We start from the raw sequence: 16,165 nt of genomic DNA on the forward strand, positions 1-16,165 counted from the left end.
CCTTCCGCCCCACTGGCCACCACCGTACCCCACTTTTCACCACAGTCAACGCGAGAAACCGGCGGCTCACTCCGTCGTGTGGCGTATTTACGCAGGTCAACGAGGTGGGGGCAGGTGGGGGGCGCAGGGGGCGCGGTGGCCAAGATCCCCCGCGGCGGGGGCCGGAGCAACCTCAGCTGTTCCCTGCGCGTCCGCATAACGGCCGCGAAGGAACCCCGAGGCCCCCCAAGTGGGGCCCCGTGGGGAACCCAGGTGGGTCCCAGTGGGGACCCGGGGCTCGGCCCGAATGTCATGAAAGAGTCGTTCATCTCGTCCGACGCCATGAACGAGTCGTTCATGGCTTTCGGACTTGTCCACAGGCGCGCGGAATCACCCCGAGTAGTCCACAGATCACGGAAAGCCCTGGTTTTGCGCGGGTGAGCGGGTCACGATCGACACGTGGCAAGAGGATCTTGGACGCGTGACGCGGAGGCGCTCTTCACGGCCAGCCGTCGAGGCGTGATCACGGTGGCGCACCTGGAGTCGCTGGGTGTGCCGCCGGCAACCAGCTACCGGCGGTGCCTCCCCGGCGGGCCGTGGCAACGGCTCCTCCCGGGTGTGGTGCTGTTGCGAACCGGCGAACCCACCCGGCGGCAACTGATCGAGGGCGCCCTCCTCCATTGCGACGGCCAAGCGGTCGTCACGGGTGTCGAAGCGTGCCGCAGGCAGGGGCTGAACCGAGCTGCCCGGCCGGACGAGCCGGTTCACGTTCTCCTGCCGCTGCACTTGAAGGTCTCCAGCACCGGTTACGTCCTCGTCGAGCGGACCAAGCGCATGCCCGCACCGGTCCGATCCGACGATCTCCTCCTCGCCCCGCCGGCGCGAGCGGTGCTGGACGAGTGCCGTCGCCTGCGGGAGCGGCCGCCGATCCGGGCGTTGCTCGCCGAAGTGGTTCAGCAGCTCGGCGTCGACCCGGCCGAGCTGGTGGCGGAGCTGGGGGCAGGCAGCAAGCGGGGAACCGCGCTGCCACGCTCGGTGCTCCGGGAAATCGCCGACGGGGCCCGGTCGGCCGCGGAAGCCGAAGCCATGGCGGTGTGGCGCCGCACCGGCCTGCCCGAGCCCGTCTGGAACCTCGAACTGCGCGACGGCCGGGGCCGCTACATCGCAACCCCGGACGCGTGGTTCGACGAGGTCGCGCTGGCCTGGGAGATCGACTCCTACGAGTTCCACTTCGGGCAACCCGGCTACGCGGCGACCCTGGCCCGGAACAACCGCTACTCGGCCGCCGGCGTCGCCGTGGTCCAGACCGTGCCGAGCCGGCTGCGGAGCGAGCCCCACAGCGTGGCGAGCGACCTCGTCTCCGCGTACCGGGCGGCAGCAGCCCGCCCACGCCCGCCTGTGGTCCTTCTCGGACGTCACGACAGGGCCCCGGCAAGTCGCGCAGCACGGCAGATCCGGCCGTCCGCGATGTCATGAAAGGGTCGTTCATGTCGTCTGGCGAGATGAACGACCCTTTCATGACATCCCCGCGAGGCCGGGCAGACCAGGCGACCCCTGCCGCCGGTCACCCGCTCGCCGGGTCAGTCGTCCGGGGTGAGGAGGGCGGCGACGCGGGTGGCCAGGCGGGCGCTGTCCACCGGGGTCACGTTCACCCACTCCTGCCCGCCCCGCCCCGCGGTCTTGGTCGCGCAGTACGCCCCCACGTCGGTGTCGAACCACGACAACCCACCCACCCGCGCGACCCGCCCCGAGGAAGAACGCCGGCTCACGCTGAACGACCCCGCCGAGTACACCGGGCGCGCCTGGATCGCCAGCACCTCCCGCAGCTGAGCCGACGAAGCCGCCGAAGCGGCACCCCGCGAGGAGAACACCGGATCCTCCACCGAACCGGCCAACGCCGGTGCCGGCAGGTTCACCCCGTACCCCGGGCCGGCCGTCAGCTCCGGCAGGACGTCGACGATCGCCGTACAAAACTCGGCGTCGCGGATGGCCGACAGCGCGATCGTCTGCTCCGGCTGGGCCGCCAGCACACCCCGGCGGCCGCGCACGCCCGTCACCGCGCGGAACGGCGCGGACGCCGTCATGTCCACCATCGCCTCGCACGCGACGAACACCTCCGCCGACGCGAGCAGCGAGAGCCGCTCCGCCAGCGCCGGCTCCAGGGACGAACCGTCGTACAGCCCGCGTTCGGCCAGGTTGTCGTACACCGCCTTGCGGACCTCGGCGCGCTCCTCCTCCGTGCTCCCCACGCTGCGGACGCTCAGCGGCTCCGGCGGGCGGTCGTGGCCGAGGTCGGTCCAGAGGATGTCGAACGCCGAGGCCGAGACGCGGATCAAGCCTGCCCCAGGGACGGCGCGGCGGGGAACGTCTCGCCCGGGACGTGGCCGCGCAGGGCCGCGTCGCGGGTGCGGAGGACGTCGATCGCCTTCTGGCGGGCGGCTTCCGCCTCGGCGCGGCGGGCCGCCAGCTCGTCGGCCAGCCCCGCCATGGCGAGCAGGTTCCCCGACGACGCGGCGTCCCGGATCACCGACGCCGGGTCGTAGGCCACCGGCGGTGGCATGTCGGCCCGGGCCCGCGCGGCCGCGTCCGCCTGCGCGCCGACCGCCCGGCCGACCGACGCCGAGACGGCGGCGGAGTGCGACAGCCACCCCGCGGCCCGGCCGAGCGCGGCCCGCGCCGCGTCGCCCGCGCCGCCCCGCCAGTTCTCCTGCGAGGACGCGATCAGCCCGGCCAGCTCGGCGGTCGACTCCTGCAGCCGTTTCGCCAGCCCGTCCCAGCGCGCGCCCACCTCGCCCGCGGCGACCGGGTCGTTGCCCGCCTCGACCTCCGCGGCCATGGCCTCGTGGCTGTAGGACTCGTACCGCGCGGTGGGGACGGGCGGTTCGGCGTCGGGCACGGCGCACCTCTCGTGGTCAGGGCAGTTTCGGTTCGACCAGCCCGGCCACCGTGCCCGCGCGGCGGCACGCGAGCGGGGTGTCCGAGAAGCCGCTGTTGCTGACGTCGATCTGGACGCTGGCCGCGTCGCCGACCCCGAGCAGCACGGCGCAGGTGCCGTCGGCGGCCTTCTTGTCCATCACCTTCAGCGCGGGGTGGCTGCCGACCGTCGTCCTGGTCGCCGTCTTCTTCGCGACTTCGAGGTCGGCCAGTCCGTCGGTCTCGCTCAGGGTCACGGTGACGCCGAAGGTGCCGGGCACCGTCCAGTCGCACGCGCGGTCGCCCGCGATCTCCTTGGGCTTGCCGGGCACGCTCACCCCGGCGCTCGAGCGGTCCTGCGGGGTGAGCAGCGTGCAGGGGTCCATCGCGGCCAGCCCGGTCCACGCGACGGGCGGGGGCGACGACGGCGGCGAAGAGGTGACGTGCCCGATCTCGGTCCGCGGCGACGCCTGCCCGCACCCGGCGAGCGCGATGAGCACGACCGGGGCCCACACCAGCTTCCAGCGCTCAGCCACCCGTGCAGTCCACCCCGTCCGCCGCCTGCTCGTCGGCGTGCTGGTACTTCGCCAGCGCCTGCGAGATCCGGTGCTTGAGCGTCTCGAGCTCCTTGCCGAACGCGGTCAGCTGCTGCACGGCCGACCCCTGGCCGCCGATGCCGTACTCGGCCATGAACTTGCCCAGCTCCCCCGCGTACCCGCCGCCGAGCGGGACCGTCCGGCCGAGCACCTTGGCTTCGCGGACCATTTCGCCGACGACGTCCTGCAGCTGGCCGAGCTTCGCGTAGGCGTCCGCGGCCAGCTCGGGCGCGACCGCGAAGCCGCGCAAGTCGAACGGCGGTTGCGCTCGCGCCTCGCTCATAAGCGGTTACGCCTCTCAGTAGCCGGGCGACCTCGAAACGCAGCATAGAACAAAGCGGCCCGTCAGCGGGAGCACCCAGAATCGGGTGACAACACACCCGTTCGGGGTATCGTCCCTGCTTGCGCAGTGTCATCAACCGCCGTACCGGGCGTGCTCGTGCCGGGTTCGCGGGGTTCCGGCCCCTGGTTCGCCCGGGTTTGACACACTGGATGGAAGGCTGGTCGCTGCGCGCGGACAGCAGCGATGGGGGCTTCGGCCCGGCGGTGCGCACAGTGCGCGCGGCCACGCGCCACCAGGAGGTCGAGTGACGTCGAGAATCCAGTCTGCGGCGCCCGGATCGGGCGAGCAGGCATCCGGGCGGCCGCCTTATCCGGCGGAGTCCACGGGCAACGGCCGGCCCGCCGGCCGCCCCGGCAGAGTGTCACTGGACGAGCTCCACGAAACCGCCCGGCGGATCGCCGCGAACGTGGAACGCGTGCTGGTCGGCAAGCCCGACGTCATCCGGATCGCGCTGGTCACCCTGCTCGCCGAAGGCCACCTCCTGGTCGAGGACGTGCCCGGCGTCGGGAAGACGTCGCTGGCCAAGGCGCTCGCCCGGTCGATCGACTGCACGGTCAGCCGCATCCAGTTCACCCCGGACCTGCTGCCGAGCGACGTCACCGGCGTCTCCATCTACAACCGCCAGTCCGGCGAGTTCGACTTCCGCCCCGGCCCGGTGTTCGCGAACATCGTGGTGGGCGACGAAATCAACCGCGCCTCGCCGAAGACGCAGTCGGCGCTGCTGGAGTGCATGGAAGAGCACCAGGTCACCGTCGACACCTCGACCTACCGCCTCGAGCAGCCGTTCATGGTCATCGCGACCCAGAACCCGATCGAGATGGAAGGCACCTACGCCCTCCCCGAGGCCCAGCGCGACCGGTTCACCGCGCGCGTCTCCATCGGCTACCCCGACCAGCAGGCCGAGCTGGCCATGGTCGACGAGCACGCCGGCCACAACCCCCTCGAAGAGCTGCAGCCGGTGTCCGACGGCGAGACCGTGCACCGCCTGATCGAGACGGTCCGCCACGTGCACATCGCGCCGGAGGTCCGCCGGTACGCCGTCGACGTCGTCGCGGCCACCCGGCAGGTCCCGGAAATCCGGCTCGGCGCGTCCCCGCGGGCGACGCTGCACCTGGTCCGCGCGGCGCGGGCGCAGGCCGCGCTGTCGGGCCGCGACTACGTCGTGCCGGACGACCTGCACACGGTCGCGGTCCCCGTCCTGGCGCACCGCCTGGTGCTGACCACCGAGGCCCACGCGGCGCGGCGGTCGGCGACCGACGTCGTGCGCGCGGTGCTGCACCGGGTGCCGGTGCCGCAGGGCTCCCGGCCCTGAGCCGGCGCGCGAAGGGGAAGGGAACGGCATGCTGCGTGCCCTGTCCGGCCTGACCACCCGCGGCCGCTGCCTCCTGGCCGCGGGGATCGCGGCCGCGGTGTGCTCGTTCGTGCTCAACGAGCGCGACCTGCTGCGCGTGGCGGTGTTCGTGGTCGCGCTGCCGCTGCTGGTCGCCGCGTTCATCTCGGCGACGCGGCTGCGCATCGGCGCCACCCGCGCGCTGTCCCCGCAGCGCGTCGCGGTCGGCGGCAACGGCGAGGTGCAGCTGGAGCTGTGGCGCAGCGGGCGGCTGCCGGCCGGCGAGGTCCTCCTCGAGGACGGCGTGCCGTACGCGCTGGGTTCGCGGCCGCGGTTCGTCGTCGAGCGGCTCCCGCACGACCGCCGGGTCGCGCTGCGCTACCCGCTGCAGCCGGTGCTGCGCGGGATCCAGCAGGTCGGGCCGCTGCGCGCGACCATCACCGACCCCTTCGGGCTGTGCGAGTTCGAGCGCGAGCTGATCGGGCACTCGCGCCTGGTCGTCGTGCCCCGGGTGGTCCCGCTGTGGGGCCTGCCGAGCGGCGCCGGGATCGGCGTCGGCGACGACGGCACCGTCCGGCTGCACGCCGGGCAGGGCGAGGCCGACGTCATCGTCCGCCAGTACCGGCAGGGCGACGACCTGCGGAAGGTGCACTGGCGCTCCACCGCGCGCCGCGACGAGATCATGGTGCGCGTCGAAGAACGGCCGTGGCGCGGCGGCACCACCGTGCTGCTGGACCACCGCGCGGCCGCGCACCACGGCAGCGGCCCGGCCGCCAGCCTGGAGTGGGCGGTGTCGTTCACCGCGTCGGCCGCGCTGCACCTGCGCCGGTCCGGGCACCGCGTCCGGCTGGTCAGCGAGCACGGGATCACCCTCGCCGACACCCCCGGTGAGGGCGGCGACCACTACGACAACGTCCTCCTCGACGCGCTGGCCGCGCTGCAGCCCGCCCACCAGCGGGACATCACGCTGGCCGGCGACCCCGGGGAGGGCCAGGAGCTGATCGCCGTGCTCGGCACGGTCAGCACCGAAAGCGTCCACGAGCTGACCCAGTACCGCCCGCGCGGCATCCGCAGCCTCGCCGTCCTGCTCGACACCCCCACCTGGTCGGCCGGGGTGACCGCGCCCGAGCAGCGGGCCGCCGCCACCGAGGACTCCGCCGCGCTGCTGCGCGCGGCGGGCTGGGGCGTCGTGATCGCCGGGCCCGCCTCGCCGATGCCGCAGGTGTGGGCCGAGCTCAGCCGCAGCGGCGCCCGCGGCCACACCCTGATCGGCGGCCAGCGATGAGCACTTCCGCACCCCCGCGCCCGGCACACCGCCCGCCGTCCCAGCACCCGCTGTCGGCCTGGCGGAGCAGCCTGCTCGCCCCGGCCGCGGCCGGCATCGCGACGCTCTGCGCGGCGACGTCGGTGACGAGCGTCGTGGCCGGCCTGGCGTGGTTCGGCTACCTGTTCGTCGCGATCCTGCTGATCGCCGCGACCGGGCTGGCGCTGCGCTCGCTGCAGGTGCCGACCGTCCTGGTCGGCCTCGGCCAGCTCCTGGTGCTGCTGTTCCTCATCACCGGCGCGTTCACCACGAACGGGATCCTGCAGGTGATCCCCGGCCCGGACGCGTTCGAAGAGATCGGCACGACGCTTTCGGCGGCCGCCGAGCAGATCCGCACCGGGCTGCCGCCGGTCGAGGGCAGCCAGCCGATCCTGTGCCTGGTGACGATCCTGATCGGCCTGGTCGCCGTCCTGGTCGACACGCTGACGGTGGCCGCCGCGGCGCCGGCCGCGACCGGGCTCGTGCTGCTGTGCGTCTACGCGGTGCCGGCCGCGTTGAGCGAGGAAATGCTGCCCTGGTGGACGTTCCTGCTCGGCGGGGCGGCGTTCGCCGGCCTGCTGGCGGTCGACGGCAACCACCGGCACCGCCGCTGGCGGACCCGGGAAGCACCGGGCCGCAGCGGCAAGCAGGGCGTGCTGTCCGCGCCGGTCGCGGTCGTCAGCGCGGCGATCGTGCTCGGCCTGTTCGGCGGCGCGATCACCTGGGTCGGCACGGTCGGGCGGATCCCGTTCGGGGCCGGCGGGAACGGCCCCGGCACGGGCTCCGGCGGGTTCGGCATCCAGCCGTTCACCGAGCTGCGCGGGATGCTCGACCAGGGGTCCAACCGCGAGCTGTTCAAGGTCCGCGGCCTCGGGACCGACCGGCGGCTGCTGCGCGCGATGACGCTGGACACCTTCTACCCCAACAAGGGCTGGGGCCTGCACGACGAAGGCCGCTCGCAGCAGGGCGTCCCGGTCGGGCCGCAGCTGCCGCCCGCGCCGGGCGACGACGGCAGCGGCGCCGCGCGGAAGATCGACGTCGAGCCGGCGAGCTGGCGGGACAACTGGCTGCCGGTGTACGGCGCGCCGCGCGTGATCGACGGCGCGGCCAACGGCTACCTCTACGACCAGGTCAGCGGCACGGTGTTCACCACGCGCAGCGAAACCCCGCCGTCGTACACCGAATACGCGTCGCTGAAGGAACCGACGGCGGCCGAGCTGCGCGTGACCCCGCGCGTCGACGACCTGCCGCCGCGCTACACGGAACTCGACCGGGTCGACGACCGCGTCCGGGCGAAGACGCAGCAGCTGATCGCGGGCGCCTCCAACGACTTCGACCGCGCGTCGGCGATCTGGCGGTACTTCACGGCGCAGAACGGCTTCGTCTACGACACGAAGACCGCGCCGGCCAACGACGCGGACGCGCTGGCCGACTTCATCCTCAACGGCAAGCGCGGGTTCTGCGAGCAGTTCGCGTCGGCGATGGCCGTGATGCTGCGGGTGGCGGGCATCCCGTCGCGGGTGGCGATCGGCTTCACCCCCGGCGTCCAGGTCAACGACTACCTGTCGATCAGCACCCAGGACGCGCACGCGTGGGTCGAGGCGTACTTCGGCGACAAGGGCTGGGTGACGTTCGACCCGACCCCGCTGTCCGACGGCCGCGGCATCACCCCGCCGTACCTCCAGGCCGGCCCCCAGGACGGCAACCAGCCCGACGACACCCAGGTGGCGCCGAGCACGGTCCAGTCGAGCGCGGCGCCGACCGGCGTCCCGCGCGACACCGGGCAGAACCTGCCGGCGCAGGGCCCCGAGCAGACCGGCTCGGGCACGCCGGGCTGGGCCTGGATTCTGGTGGCGGTGCTGCTCACGCTCGCGGTGCTGACGACGATGCAGGTGATCGTCGCGGGCCTGCTGTACCGGAGACGGCCGGAAGCCGAGCCGGAGAGCGTGCAAGCGCTGACCGGGTTCCGCGCGGTGTTGAAGAACTGGATGCCGCTGATCACCACCGCGCTGTGGGTGGCGGTGCTCGGTGTGCTGTCGTGGCTGGTGGTCTGGTGGTTCAGCCTGCTGGTCGTGCTGCTGCTGGCAGGCCTGCTGGGCCCCTCGGCGGCGCGCGACGTCGGCCGGCGGCGGCGGCTGCAGGAGATCGTCGGCCACCGACCGGGCGCGGCGGACGCGGCGTGGTCCGAGCTGCGTGCCGAATGCGCCGACCGCGGCCTGCCGATCCCCCCGAGCGACACGGTCCGCGTCGCCGGTCAGAAGCTGGCGGCGAAGCACCACTTGGACGACGAGGGTCGCGAGGGCCTGCGCACGGTCATCGGCGTGGTGGAGCGGTCCTGGTACGGCGGCGACGCCGAAGCCGACCCGAGGCTGCCGTCGGCGTTCGACCACCTGCGGCGGAGCCTGCACCGCAACGCGCCGCTGTCCTGGAAGGGCCGGCTGTTCCCGAAGTCGCTGTTCCGCAACCGCGACTGAGGACCTCACCCGATCGGGGGTCACCCGCTGTCACCGCTGCGGGTGACCCGCCGAGCACCGTCGAAGAGCACACAAGAAGATCCGCGTCCGGCCTTGCCGGCCGGACGCGGATCTCGTGGTCTTGCGGCGCTACTGCTCCTCGAAGCGCTGGCGGAAGCGCTCTTCCATCCGCTGGGTGAAGGAACTGCGGCGTCCTGGTTGCTTGCCCCCGCGGGCGCCCGATCCACCGCCCTTGCCGTCCCCGTCGGCGGCGTGCCGAATCGATGTGACGGCCAACATGACCCCGAAGAACATCACGAGGAACCCGAGCACGCTGATCAGCGGGATGTCGGCCACCCGGAACTGCGGCACCACCACGCCCAGCACCAGCAGGGCCACGCCCACTACGAACAGGGCGATGCCCTGAATACGCCGTCGGCGAGCGGGGCGACGCAACCGGGTGCCACGCACCGTGGATGCGAACTTGGGGTCCTCGGCATAGAGCTCGCGCTCGATTTGATCGAGCAGCCGCTGCTCATGCTCGGAGAGTGGCATCTTTCCTCCTCCGGCACAGCTGTCGCGGGCGCCGGGCCGCGCAACGTCCTGGACCCAACAGCCAACCCCAGGCGGGGTGGCACTGTCCAGGATACGAGGCCCGCGCCCGCACGACTACCCGATCCCGCATCCAGAAGGGATCGAATTGGGCTAAATCCCGCCCGGCGGGCGTTGCGGACGGTCACCGTGGCCCACGGTGACCATTTGACAGCCTGAGCGGCGATGTGGGGGACGTCGGACGAGCGGAAGATCACCTTCCGTAGACACCTCTCCGGGCGGGGCCGGCAGGGGCCCGGCAAAGTCGCGCTGGCGAGCGGGTGACCGGCCGCGTGGTCTGCCCGGTGTCGCGGGGATGTCGTGAAAGGGTCGTTCATGTCGTCTGGCGAGGTGAACGACCCTTTCATGACATCGCGGAGGGGCGGATCGGCCGTGCTGCCCGACTTTGCCGGGGCCCTGGTGCGGTGCGGTCGGTCGCGCGGCGGTGGGGACGCGATCGGCGGCGGGAGGCTGCACGCGAGTCCCCGGCGGGGAGTCCGGCCAGAACGGGAGTACACGGCTGCTGCAGCGGGCGACTGCCGCGGCGACGACGCCTGCGGCTTGCTGCTGCCGCGGTGGCGGTAGTGGCGGTGGTGGCCAAGGGTGACGAAAGGCACCGCACTCCCGGGTCCCCCTCACCGATCCTTCGGCGCCAGCAACGACGCCGGCCGCACCGCCGCCGAGCCGAACTTCGACCTCGCCACGTCCGCCGCGACCTCCGCGTCGCGCCAGCGGGGGGCCGGTGAGTCGAACAGCAGCTGCTCCCCCACCTCGCCCGTGTCGAGGCCCTCCACCCGGACCCCGATCAGCCGGACCGCGCCCGTCGGGGCGTGCTCCGCCAGCAACGCCACCGCGACCGCGTGGATCTCGCGCGCCACGTCCGTCGCCGACACCAGCGTTCGGGCGCGCGTGATCGTCCGGAAATCCGCGAAGCGCACCTTGATCGACACCGTCCGGCCGCGCACGCCCCGCGCCCGCAGCGTCGCCCCCACCCGGGACGCCAGGCGCAGCAGCTCGCGGCCCAGCTCGGCGCGGTCGTGGCGGTCGACGTCGAAGGTGTGCTCGGCACCGATCGACTTCTCCGGGGAATCGACCACCACCGCTCGCTCGTCGATCCCGTGCGCCAGCCGGTACAGGTGCTCGCCGGCCGCCGTGCCCAGTGACTTCTTCAAGCGCTCCGGGGGAAACGCCGCCACGTCCGCGATCGTGTCCAGGCCGAGGCGCCTCAGGTGCTCCTCGGTACGCGCGCCGACGCCCCACAACGCCGAGACCGGCAGCGGGTGCAGGAAGTCCAGGGTCTCCGCCGCCGGGACGACGACCATGCCGTCCGGCTTGGCCATGCCCGACGCCAGCTTCGCCACGAACTTGACCTTCGCCACCCCGACCGAGCAGGTGATCCCGTGCTCGGCCTCGACCCGCGCGCGGATCTGCGCACCCAGCGAAGCCGGTGTCGCGCCCAGGCGGCGCAGCGCCCCGCTGACGTCCAGGAACGCCTCGTCGAGGCTCAGCGGCTCGACCAGCGGCGTCAGCTCGCGGAAGATCCCCATCACCCCGCGCGAGACCTCGCCGTACAGCCCCGGCGTCGGCGGGATGTTGATCAGGTGCGGGCAGAGCCGCTTGGCGGTCGAGTACGGCATCGCCGACCGGACGCCGAACTTGCGGGCCGGGTAGTTCGCCGCCGCCACGACCGCGCGGGGGCCGCCGCCGGAGACGACGACCGGCTTGTCCGCCAGCTCCGGGCGGGTGCGCAGCTCGACCGACACGAAGAACGCGTCCATGTCGACGTGCAGCAGCCCGCAGCCGGCGTCGTCCGGCACCGGCTGCCCCGGCCGGACGCGGAACCGGGCCATCCCGCCCGGCAGTTCAGCATTTCGCCCCACGCCGCCGACGCTACCGCCCACCACCGACAATTCCGGAGCGCGCCGGGCGCGACGGCCGGAACCCGCCGGTCAGGCGCGGGGGCGCGCCACCGCGTGCAGCCGCGAAGCGATCTCCCGCAGGGCCGGCGTGCCCGCCGCCGCCAGCTCGAAGTCCGCCAGCTCGTCTTCGCGGACGTCGCCCGCCACCAGGTCCGAGATCACCCGGTCGCCTTGCAGCAGCGTCACGTCCAGGCCGGCCGCCTCCAGCCCGGCGCGCAGGCCGGCCGCGGAGAACCGGCGCAGCACCGTGTCGCCCGCGACGACGCCGTCCGCGCTCTCGAGCAGCTCACGGGACTCGCCGACGCGGCCGGCGAGCGCCCGGTGCAGGACCGCCGCGTTGCGGTTGGCCACCAGGACCGACACCGCGCCGCCCGGGGCGACCGCCGTGGCCAGCGCCGTCAGCACCGCCGCCGGGTCGTCGACGATCTCCAGCAGGCCGTGCGCCAGCACCAGGTCGGCCGAGCCCGCCTCGACGTGCCTGCCCAGCGCGTCGGAGTCGTCCGCGATCACCGTGATCAGGTCGGAGACGCCCTCTTCCTCGGCGCGCCGCTGCAGCGTGGCCAGCGCGTTCGGGCTCGGCTCGACCACCGTCACCCGGCAGCCCGCCGCCGCGAACGGTACCGCCCAGCCGCCGCTGCCGCCGCCCACGTCGACGACGCGGGGGTGCTCGGCGCCCCGGGCGCGGGCGGCCTTCAGCTCGGCCTCGAGCACCCGGCGGACGGCGCCCGAACCCCGGGCGGCCACGGTCTCCGTCTTCATGCCGCACAGGGTAGTGCCCGCCCCCGCCCGCCTCCCCGGCTCCTCCCTTCGAGTGAACGCCCCTTGCCCGACGGCGCGCCTCGCCCGCACCCGTAGGCTGGTCGTCGTGCACACGGTCGCCGTACTCAGCCTCAAGGGAGGCGTCGGCAAGACGACGGTCGCTCTCGGTATCGCGTCCGCCGCCTTGCGTAGGGGCACGCGGACGCTGGTGGTCGACCTCGACCCGCAGGGCAACGCCACCACCTCGCTCGACCCGCCGTTCACCGACGCGACGCTCGCGGACGTGCTCGAGACCCCGGACCGGGAGACGCTCGAGCGCGCGATCGCCCCCAGCGTGTGGAGCGAGGACGTCGACGTCCTCGTCGGCTCCGAAGAGCTGGAGCTGCTCAACGACCCCGAGGCCGACAGCGAGCGGCTGGCGAACTTCTCCCGCGCGCTCGACGAGCTGCACCGCGAGCCGCTGGGCGAGCTGCCCTACGAGCTGGTGATCCTGGACTGCCCGCCGTCGCTGGGCCGGCTGACGAAGTCGGCGCTGGTCGCCGCGGACAGCGCGCTCATCGTCACCGAGCCGACGATGTACGCCGTCGCGGGCGCGCACCGGGCGCTGGAAGCGATCGAGAAGGTCAGCAAGGACCTCAACCCCCGGCTGCGCCCGATCGGGGTGCTGGTGAACAAGCTGCGCATCCGCTCCTACGAGCACCAGTACCGGATCGCCGAGCTGCGCGAGAACTTCGGTTCGCTGGTGATGCCGACGGCGATCACCGACCGCCTCGCGGTGCAGCAGGCCCAGGGCGCGTGCAGCCCGATCCACGAGTGGCACTCCCCCGGTGCCCAGGAGATCGCGCTGACGTTCAACATGGTGCTGGCGAAGATCCTGCGCTCGAACCGGGCCGGCCGGCACCGCGTCGCCGGCGAGGAACCCGAAGGCCCGGACTGGCCCGAAGGCCCGGCGCCGGAGACGCCCGAGGCGCCGGCCGAGGTGTCCGAATCGGCGGGGTGAGCCGTGCCCGAGGGTGACACCGTGTACCTCGTCGGGCAGCGCTTCGACCGGGCACTGGCCGGGAAGACGTTGCTGCGCGGGGAGTTCCGCGTGCCCCAGCTGGCCACTGTGGACCTCGCCGGGCGCGCGGTGCTCGGCGTCGGCACGGTCGGCAAGCACCTCTTCACGCGCTTCTCCGGCGACCTGACGCTCCACTCGCACCTGATGATGGACGGCATGTGGGACGTCTACCCGGCCGGCGCGAAGTGGCGGCGGCCCGGGCACCACGCCCGCGTGGTGCTCACCGCGGCCGACGTCCAGGTGATCGGCTTCCGCGTGCACGACCTCAAACTCGTTGCCACGCCGAAGGAAGCCGACCTCGTCGCGCACCTCGGCCCGGACCTGCTCGATCCGCGGTGGTCGGAAGAGCACGCCGCGCGCGCGATCGCGAACCTGGCCGCCGACCCGGACCGCGAACTCGGGCTCGCGCTGCTCGACCAGCGCGTCATGGCCGGTGTAGGGAACCTCTACAAGTGCGAAATCGCCTTCCTGCTCGGGGTCACGCCGTGGGCCCCGGTGTCCGAAGTGGACGCCGCGACGACGGTCGCGTTGGCCCGCAAGCTGTTGCTGGCCAACGCCCGCTCCGGCCGCTTCGACCAGAGCACCACCGGCCACCTCGACCGCAACCGGAAGAACTGGGTCTACGAGCGCACCCGCCAAGGCTGCTTCCGCTGCGGCGGGCGGCTCCTGGTCCGCACGCAGGGCCACGACGTCCAGCGGCGCCCGACGTGGTTCTGCCCGAAGGACCAGGCCGGGCCGTACCCACCGCAGTAGACTCGGCCTCGTGACGACGTTCAAGCTCCCGCTCTACGGGACCGACACCGAACGCGGCGACCTCGCTCCCTGAGCCGCGCCCGGCACCCCGTCACCCGCAACCCCGAATCAGGGAGCTTCGTCATGCCCGGAATCCTCACCGGGCAGGCCTTGCGCGCCTTCGCGCAGGCCCTGCCCAAGGTCGAACTGCACGTCCACCTGGTCGGCTCGGCGAGCCTGCCGACCGTCCTCGAACTGGCCCGGCGGCGCCCGGCCGCCGGCGTCCCCACCGACGAGCGCGAGCTCGCGGAGTTCTTCACCTTCCGCGACTTCGCCCACTTCCTCACCGTCTACCTCGCGGTCACGTCGCTGGTGCGCGACCGCCACGACGTCGGCACGCTGGTGACCGGCCTGGCCGCCGACCTCGCCGCGCAGAACTGCCGCTACGCCGAAGTCACCGTTACCCCGTACAACCACCTGCTCGACGGAGTGCCCGGCGACGAACTCCTGTCCGGGTTGGAGGCCGGCCGGGCCCGCGCCGCCGAACTGGGCGTGGAACTGGCCTGGTGCTTCGACATCCCGGGCGAGAAGGGCGGCAAAGCCGGGCAGGAGACGCTCGTGTTCGCGCTGCGCGAACGCCCCGAGGGCCTGGTGTCGTTCGGGCTGGGCGGGCCCGAACTCGGGGTCGGCCGCGCGCGGTTCGAGCCGTTCTTCACGCGGGCGCGGGAAGCCGGGCTGCACAGCGTCCCGCACGCGGGCGAAACCACCGGCCCGGCCACGATCTGGTCCGCGCTGCACGACCTCGGCGCCGAGCGGATCGGCCACGGCACCAGCTGCGTCGGCGACCCCGCGTTGCTGGAACACCTTGCCGCGCACCGGATCCCGCTCGAGGTGTGCCCGACGTCGAACGTCCGGACCGGACAGGTCGGCAGCGTCGCCGCGCACCCGGTGCGGCGCATGCTCGACCACGGCGTCGTCGTCACGCTCAACACCGACGACCCGCCGATGTTCGGCGCCACGCTGACCGGCGAGTACGTCGCCGTCGCCGAAGCCGTCGGGCTCACCGCGGCCGAGCTCGCGCGGCTCGCGGAGAACGCCGTGGACGCGTCCTTCCTCGACGAGCAGCGGAAAGCAGGTCTGCGGAGTGAGATCGCGAAAATGACATTGCCGGACCCCGGCGACTTCGCCTAGCGTGGCAGTACACGAGAGAGGAGGTGGTCCAAAGTTGTATTCCAACAGGACTCGTGAGGTGGCTGTCCGCTAGCGGATGGCACGTGGAGGACTTTGAGCAGCGCTACAGCTGAGCCACCTTCTGGCTCATCGCCTGCTCCACGTGATGCCTGATAGCGAATACCAGGCAGTCACCGTGCCCCCGGGGTTCCCGAGCACCAGTCCGGCTCGGGCTCGAACGTTTGACGGCGTTCGAGAGACACCCCGGGGGTTCCTTATGTGCTCATCTGTGCAGGTCATGCCACCCGGCGTCGCAGGACGACCGTCCGGCGATCAGCGTTTCGCCGTTCTGTCCCCCGGACGGCTGAAGGTCGCTAGCCTGGGAGCATGCTCAGGCCCGACTACCCGATCACCACGGATCGGCTGCTCCTGCGCCCGTTCACGCCCGGCGACCTCGACGCGTTGAACTCCTTCCAGTCCCGCGCGGACGTCGCCCGTTACCTCTACTGGGGCCCCCGAAGCCGCGCCGAATCGGCCGCCGCGCTGGCGAAGCGCGTCCACAGCTCGACCCTCACCAAAGAAGGCCAGTTCCTCGCCGTGGCGGTCGAACTGGCCTCGACCGGGCAGCTGATCGGCGACCTGAACCTCGAGTGGCTCAGCAGCGAGCACCGCCAGGGCGAGATCGGGTTCGTCTTCCACCCGGACCACCACGGCAAGGGCCTGGCCGCGGAAGCCACCACCGAACTGCTCCGGCTGGGCTTCGAAGACCTGGGGCTGCACCGCGTCATCGGCCGGTGCGACGGCCGCAACACCGCGTCCGCCGCGCTGATGGAACGCCTCGGGATGCGCCGCGAAGCGCACCTGAAGGAGAACGAGATCGTCAAGGGCGAGTGGACCGACGAGCTGATCTACGCGATGCTCGAAGACGAGTGGAAGGACCTCCGGGCCTCCGGCGCGTAGTGGTCGCTTTCACGTGAAAGTGGCGCTCCGGTCGCGGGCCGCGGGCGGTTTGGCAGC

The 16,165-nt window shown here is 72.8% G+C and carries 15 protein-coding genes; 8 read left to right on the forward strand and 7 right to left on the reverse strand.

Going from position 1 to position 16,165, the window contains the following annotated elements:
* Positions 1–438: 438 nt before the first annotated feature.
* Entirely contained in the window at positions 439–1,455 is a 1,017-nt protein-coding gene (locus tag EIY87_RS36530; RefSeq protein ID WP_125314531.1) for a hypothetical protein, read from the forward strand.
* A 104-nt stretch (positions 1,456–1,559) separates the two neighbouring features.
* On the opposite strand, the gene EIY87_RS36535 is transcribed toward EIY87_RS36530, so the two are convergent.
* The 4 genes from EIY87_RS36535 to EIY87_RS36550 form a co-directional block, all read right to left on the reverse strand.
* Positions 1,560–2,315 carry an ESX secretion-associated protein EspG gene (locus EIY87_RS36535; RefSeq protein ID WP_125314532.1) on the reverse strand — a complete coding sequence of 252 codons (756 nt, stop codon included), beginning with the start codon at positions 2,313–2,315 and terminating at the stop codon, positions 1,560–1,562.
* Positions 2,312–2,815, reverse strand: a complete 504-nt coding sequence (locus EIY87_RS36540; RefSeq protein ID WP_125315000.1) for a PPE domain-containing protein — start codon at positions 2,813–2,815, stop codon at positions 2,312–2,314. The genes EIY87_RS36535 and EIY87_RS36540 overlap by 4 nt, the downstream gene beginning before the upstream one ends.
* A gap of 76 nt (positions 2,816–2,891) precedes the next feature.
* The gene (locus EIY87_RS36545) at positions 2,892–3,428 is read right to left on the reverse strand and encodes a DUF3558 domain-containing protein (protein ID WP_225440273.1); all 537 of its coding nucleotides are present in this window, start codon (positions 3,426–3,428) and stop codon (positions 2,892–2,894) included.
* Positions 3,421–3,771 carry a hypothetical protein gene (locus tag EIY87_RS36550; protein ID WP_125314533.1) on the reverse strand — a complete coding sequence of 117 codons (351 nt, stop codon included), beginning with the start codon at positions 3,769–3,771 and terminating at the stop codon, positions 3,421–3,423. The genes EIY87_RS36545 and EIY87_RS36550 overlap by 8 nt, the downstream gene beginning before the upstream one ends.
* Positions 3,772–4,189: 418 nt before the next feature.
* Here EIY87_RS36550 and EIY87_RS36555 point away from each other — a divergent pair, with 418 nt between their 5' ends.
* Genes EIY87_RS36555 through EIY87_RS36565 form a run of 3 tightly spaced genes read left to right on the forward strand, consistent with a single transcriptional unit; the run spans position 4,190 to position 8,938 of the window.
* Positions 4,190–5,143, forward strand: coding sequence for an AAA family ATPase (locus EIY87_RS36555; protein ID WP_125315002.1), 954 nt, complete (start codon positions 4,190–4,192; stop codon positions 5,141–5,143).
* A 28-nt stretch (positions 5,144–5,171) separates the two neighbouring features.
* A complete protein-coding gene (locus tag EIY87_RS36560; protein ID WP_125314534.1) occupies positions 5,172–6,446 on the forward strand; it encodes a DUF58 domain-containing protein in 1,275 nt (424 codons plus the stop codon).
* Complete coding sequence (locus EIY87_RS36565) at positions 6,443–8,938, forward strand: transglutaminase family protein (RefSeq protein ID WP_125314535.1); 2,496 nt, start codon at positions 6,443–6,445, stop codon at positions 8,936–8,938. Before EIY87_RS36560 ends, EIY87_RS36565 begins: the two co-directional genes overlap by 4 nt.
* Before the next feature lie 129 nt (positions 8,939–9,067).
* Here the strand turns inward: EIY87_RS36565 and EIY87_RS36570 are convergent, their stop codons facing one another.
* From EIY87_RS36570 to EIY87_RS36580, 3 genes are all read right to left on the reverse strand, one after another.
* Positions 9,068–9,472, reverse strand: coding sequence for a DUF3040 domain-containing protein (locus EIY87_RS36570; RefSeq protein ID WP_125314536.1), 405 nt, complete (start codon positions 9,470–9,472; stop codon positions 9,068–9,070).
* Positions 9,473–10,143: 671 nt separating this feature from the next.
* On the reverse strand, positions 10,144–11,358 hold the full coding sequence (gene dinB / locus EIY87_RS36575; protein ID WP_125315003.1) for a DNA polymerase IV: 1,215 nt from the start codon (positions 11,356–11,358) through the stop codon (positions 10,144–10,146).
* A gap of 99 nt (positions 11,359–11,457) precedes the next feature.
* Positions 11,458–12,186 carry a methyltransferase domain-containing protein gene (locus EIY87_RS36580; RefSeq protein ID WP_125314537.1) on the reverse strand — a complete coding sequence of 243 codons (729 nt, stop codon included), beginning with the start codon at positions 12,184–12,186 and terminating at the stop codon, positions 11,458–11,460.
* A 106-nt stretch (positions 12,187–12,292) separates the two neighbouring features.
* On the opposite strand from EIY87_RS36580, the gene EIY87_RS36585 reads away from it, so the two are divergent.
* From EIY87_RS36585 to EIY87_RS36600, 4 genes are all read left to right on the forward strand, one after another.
* Positions 12,293–13,186: a ParA family protein gene (locus EIY87_RS36585; RefSeq protein WP_125314538.1), complete on the forward strand. Its 894-nt coding sequence runs from the start codon at positions 12,293–12,295 to the stop codon at positions 13,184–13,186.
* Between the two features lie 3 nt (positions 13,187–13,189).
* Positions 13,190–13,999, forward strand: coding sequence for a DNA-formamidopyrimidine glycosylase family protein (locus EIY87_RS36590; protein WP_125314539.1), 810 nt, complete (start codon positions 13,190–13,192; stop codon positions 13,997–13,999).
* Positions 14,000–14,122: 123 nt separating this feature from the next.
* Entirely contained in the window at positions 14,123–15,169 is a 1,047-nt protein-coding gene (add, locus tag EIY87_RS36595; RefSeq protein ID WP_125314540.1) for an adenosine deaminase, read from the forward strand.
* A gap of 366 nt (positions 15,170–15,535) precedes the next feature.
* Complete coding sequence (locus EIY87_RS36600) at positions 15,536–16,108, forward strand: GNAT family N-acetyltransferase (RefSeq protein WP_125314541.1); 573 nt, start codon at positions 15,536–15,538, stop codon at positions 16,106–16,108.
* Positions 16,109–16,165: the final 57 nt, after the last annotated feature.

Origin of the sequence: Amycolatopsis eburnea (assembly GCF_003937945.1) — a bacterium.
Lineage (GTDB): Bacteria > Actinomycetota > Actinomycetes > Mycobacteriales > Pseudonocardiaceae > Amycolatopsis > Amycolatopsis eburnea.

What these genes read in the sequence shown, in the direction of transcription:
- dinB (WP_125315003.1), bottom strand. Translation starts at nt 11,358, where the DNA reads ATGGCCCGGTTCCGCGTCCGGCCGGGGCAGCCGGTGCCGGACGACGCC.
- EIY87_RS36550 (WP_125314533.1), bottom strand. Translation starts at nt 3,771, where the DNA reads ATGAGCGAGGCGCGAGCGCAACCGCCGTTCGACTTGCGCGGCTTCGCG.
- add (WP_125314540.1), top strand. Translation starts at nt 14,123, where the DNA reads ATGCCCGGAATCCTCACCGGGCAGGCCTTGCGCGCCTTCGCGCAGGCC.
- EIY87_RS36580 (WP_125314537.1), bottom strand. Translation starts at nt 12,186, where the DNA reads ATGAAGACGGAGACCGTGGCCGCCCGGGGTTCGGGCGCCGTCCGCCGG.
- EIY87_RS36560 (WP_125314534.1), top strand. Translation starts at nt 5,172, where the DNA reads ATGCTGCGTGCCCTGTCCGGCCTGACCACCCGCGGCCGCTGCCTCCTG.
- EIY87_RS36565 (WP_125314535.1), top strand. Translation starts at nt 6,443, where the DNA reads ATGAGCACTTCCGCACCCCCGCGCCCGGCACACCGCCCGCCGTCCCAG.
- EIY87_RS36570 (WP_125314536.1), bottom strand. Translation starts at nt 9,472, where the DNA reads ATGCCACTCTCCGAGCATGAGCAGCGGCTGCTCGATCAAATCGAGCGC.
- EIY87_RS36540 (WP_125315000.1), bottom strand. Translation starts at nt 2,815, where the DNA reads ATGGCCGCGGAGGTCGAGGCGGGCAACGACCCGGTCGCCGCGGGCGAG.
- EIY87_RS36600 (WP_125314541.1), top strand. Translation starts at nt 15,536, where the DNA reads ATGCTCAGGCCCGACTACCCGATCACCACGGATCGGCTGCTCCTGCGC.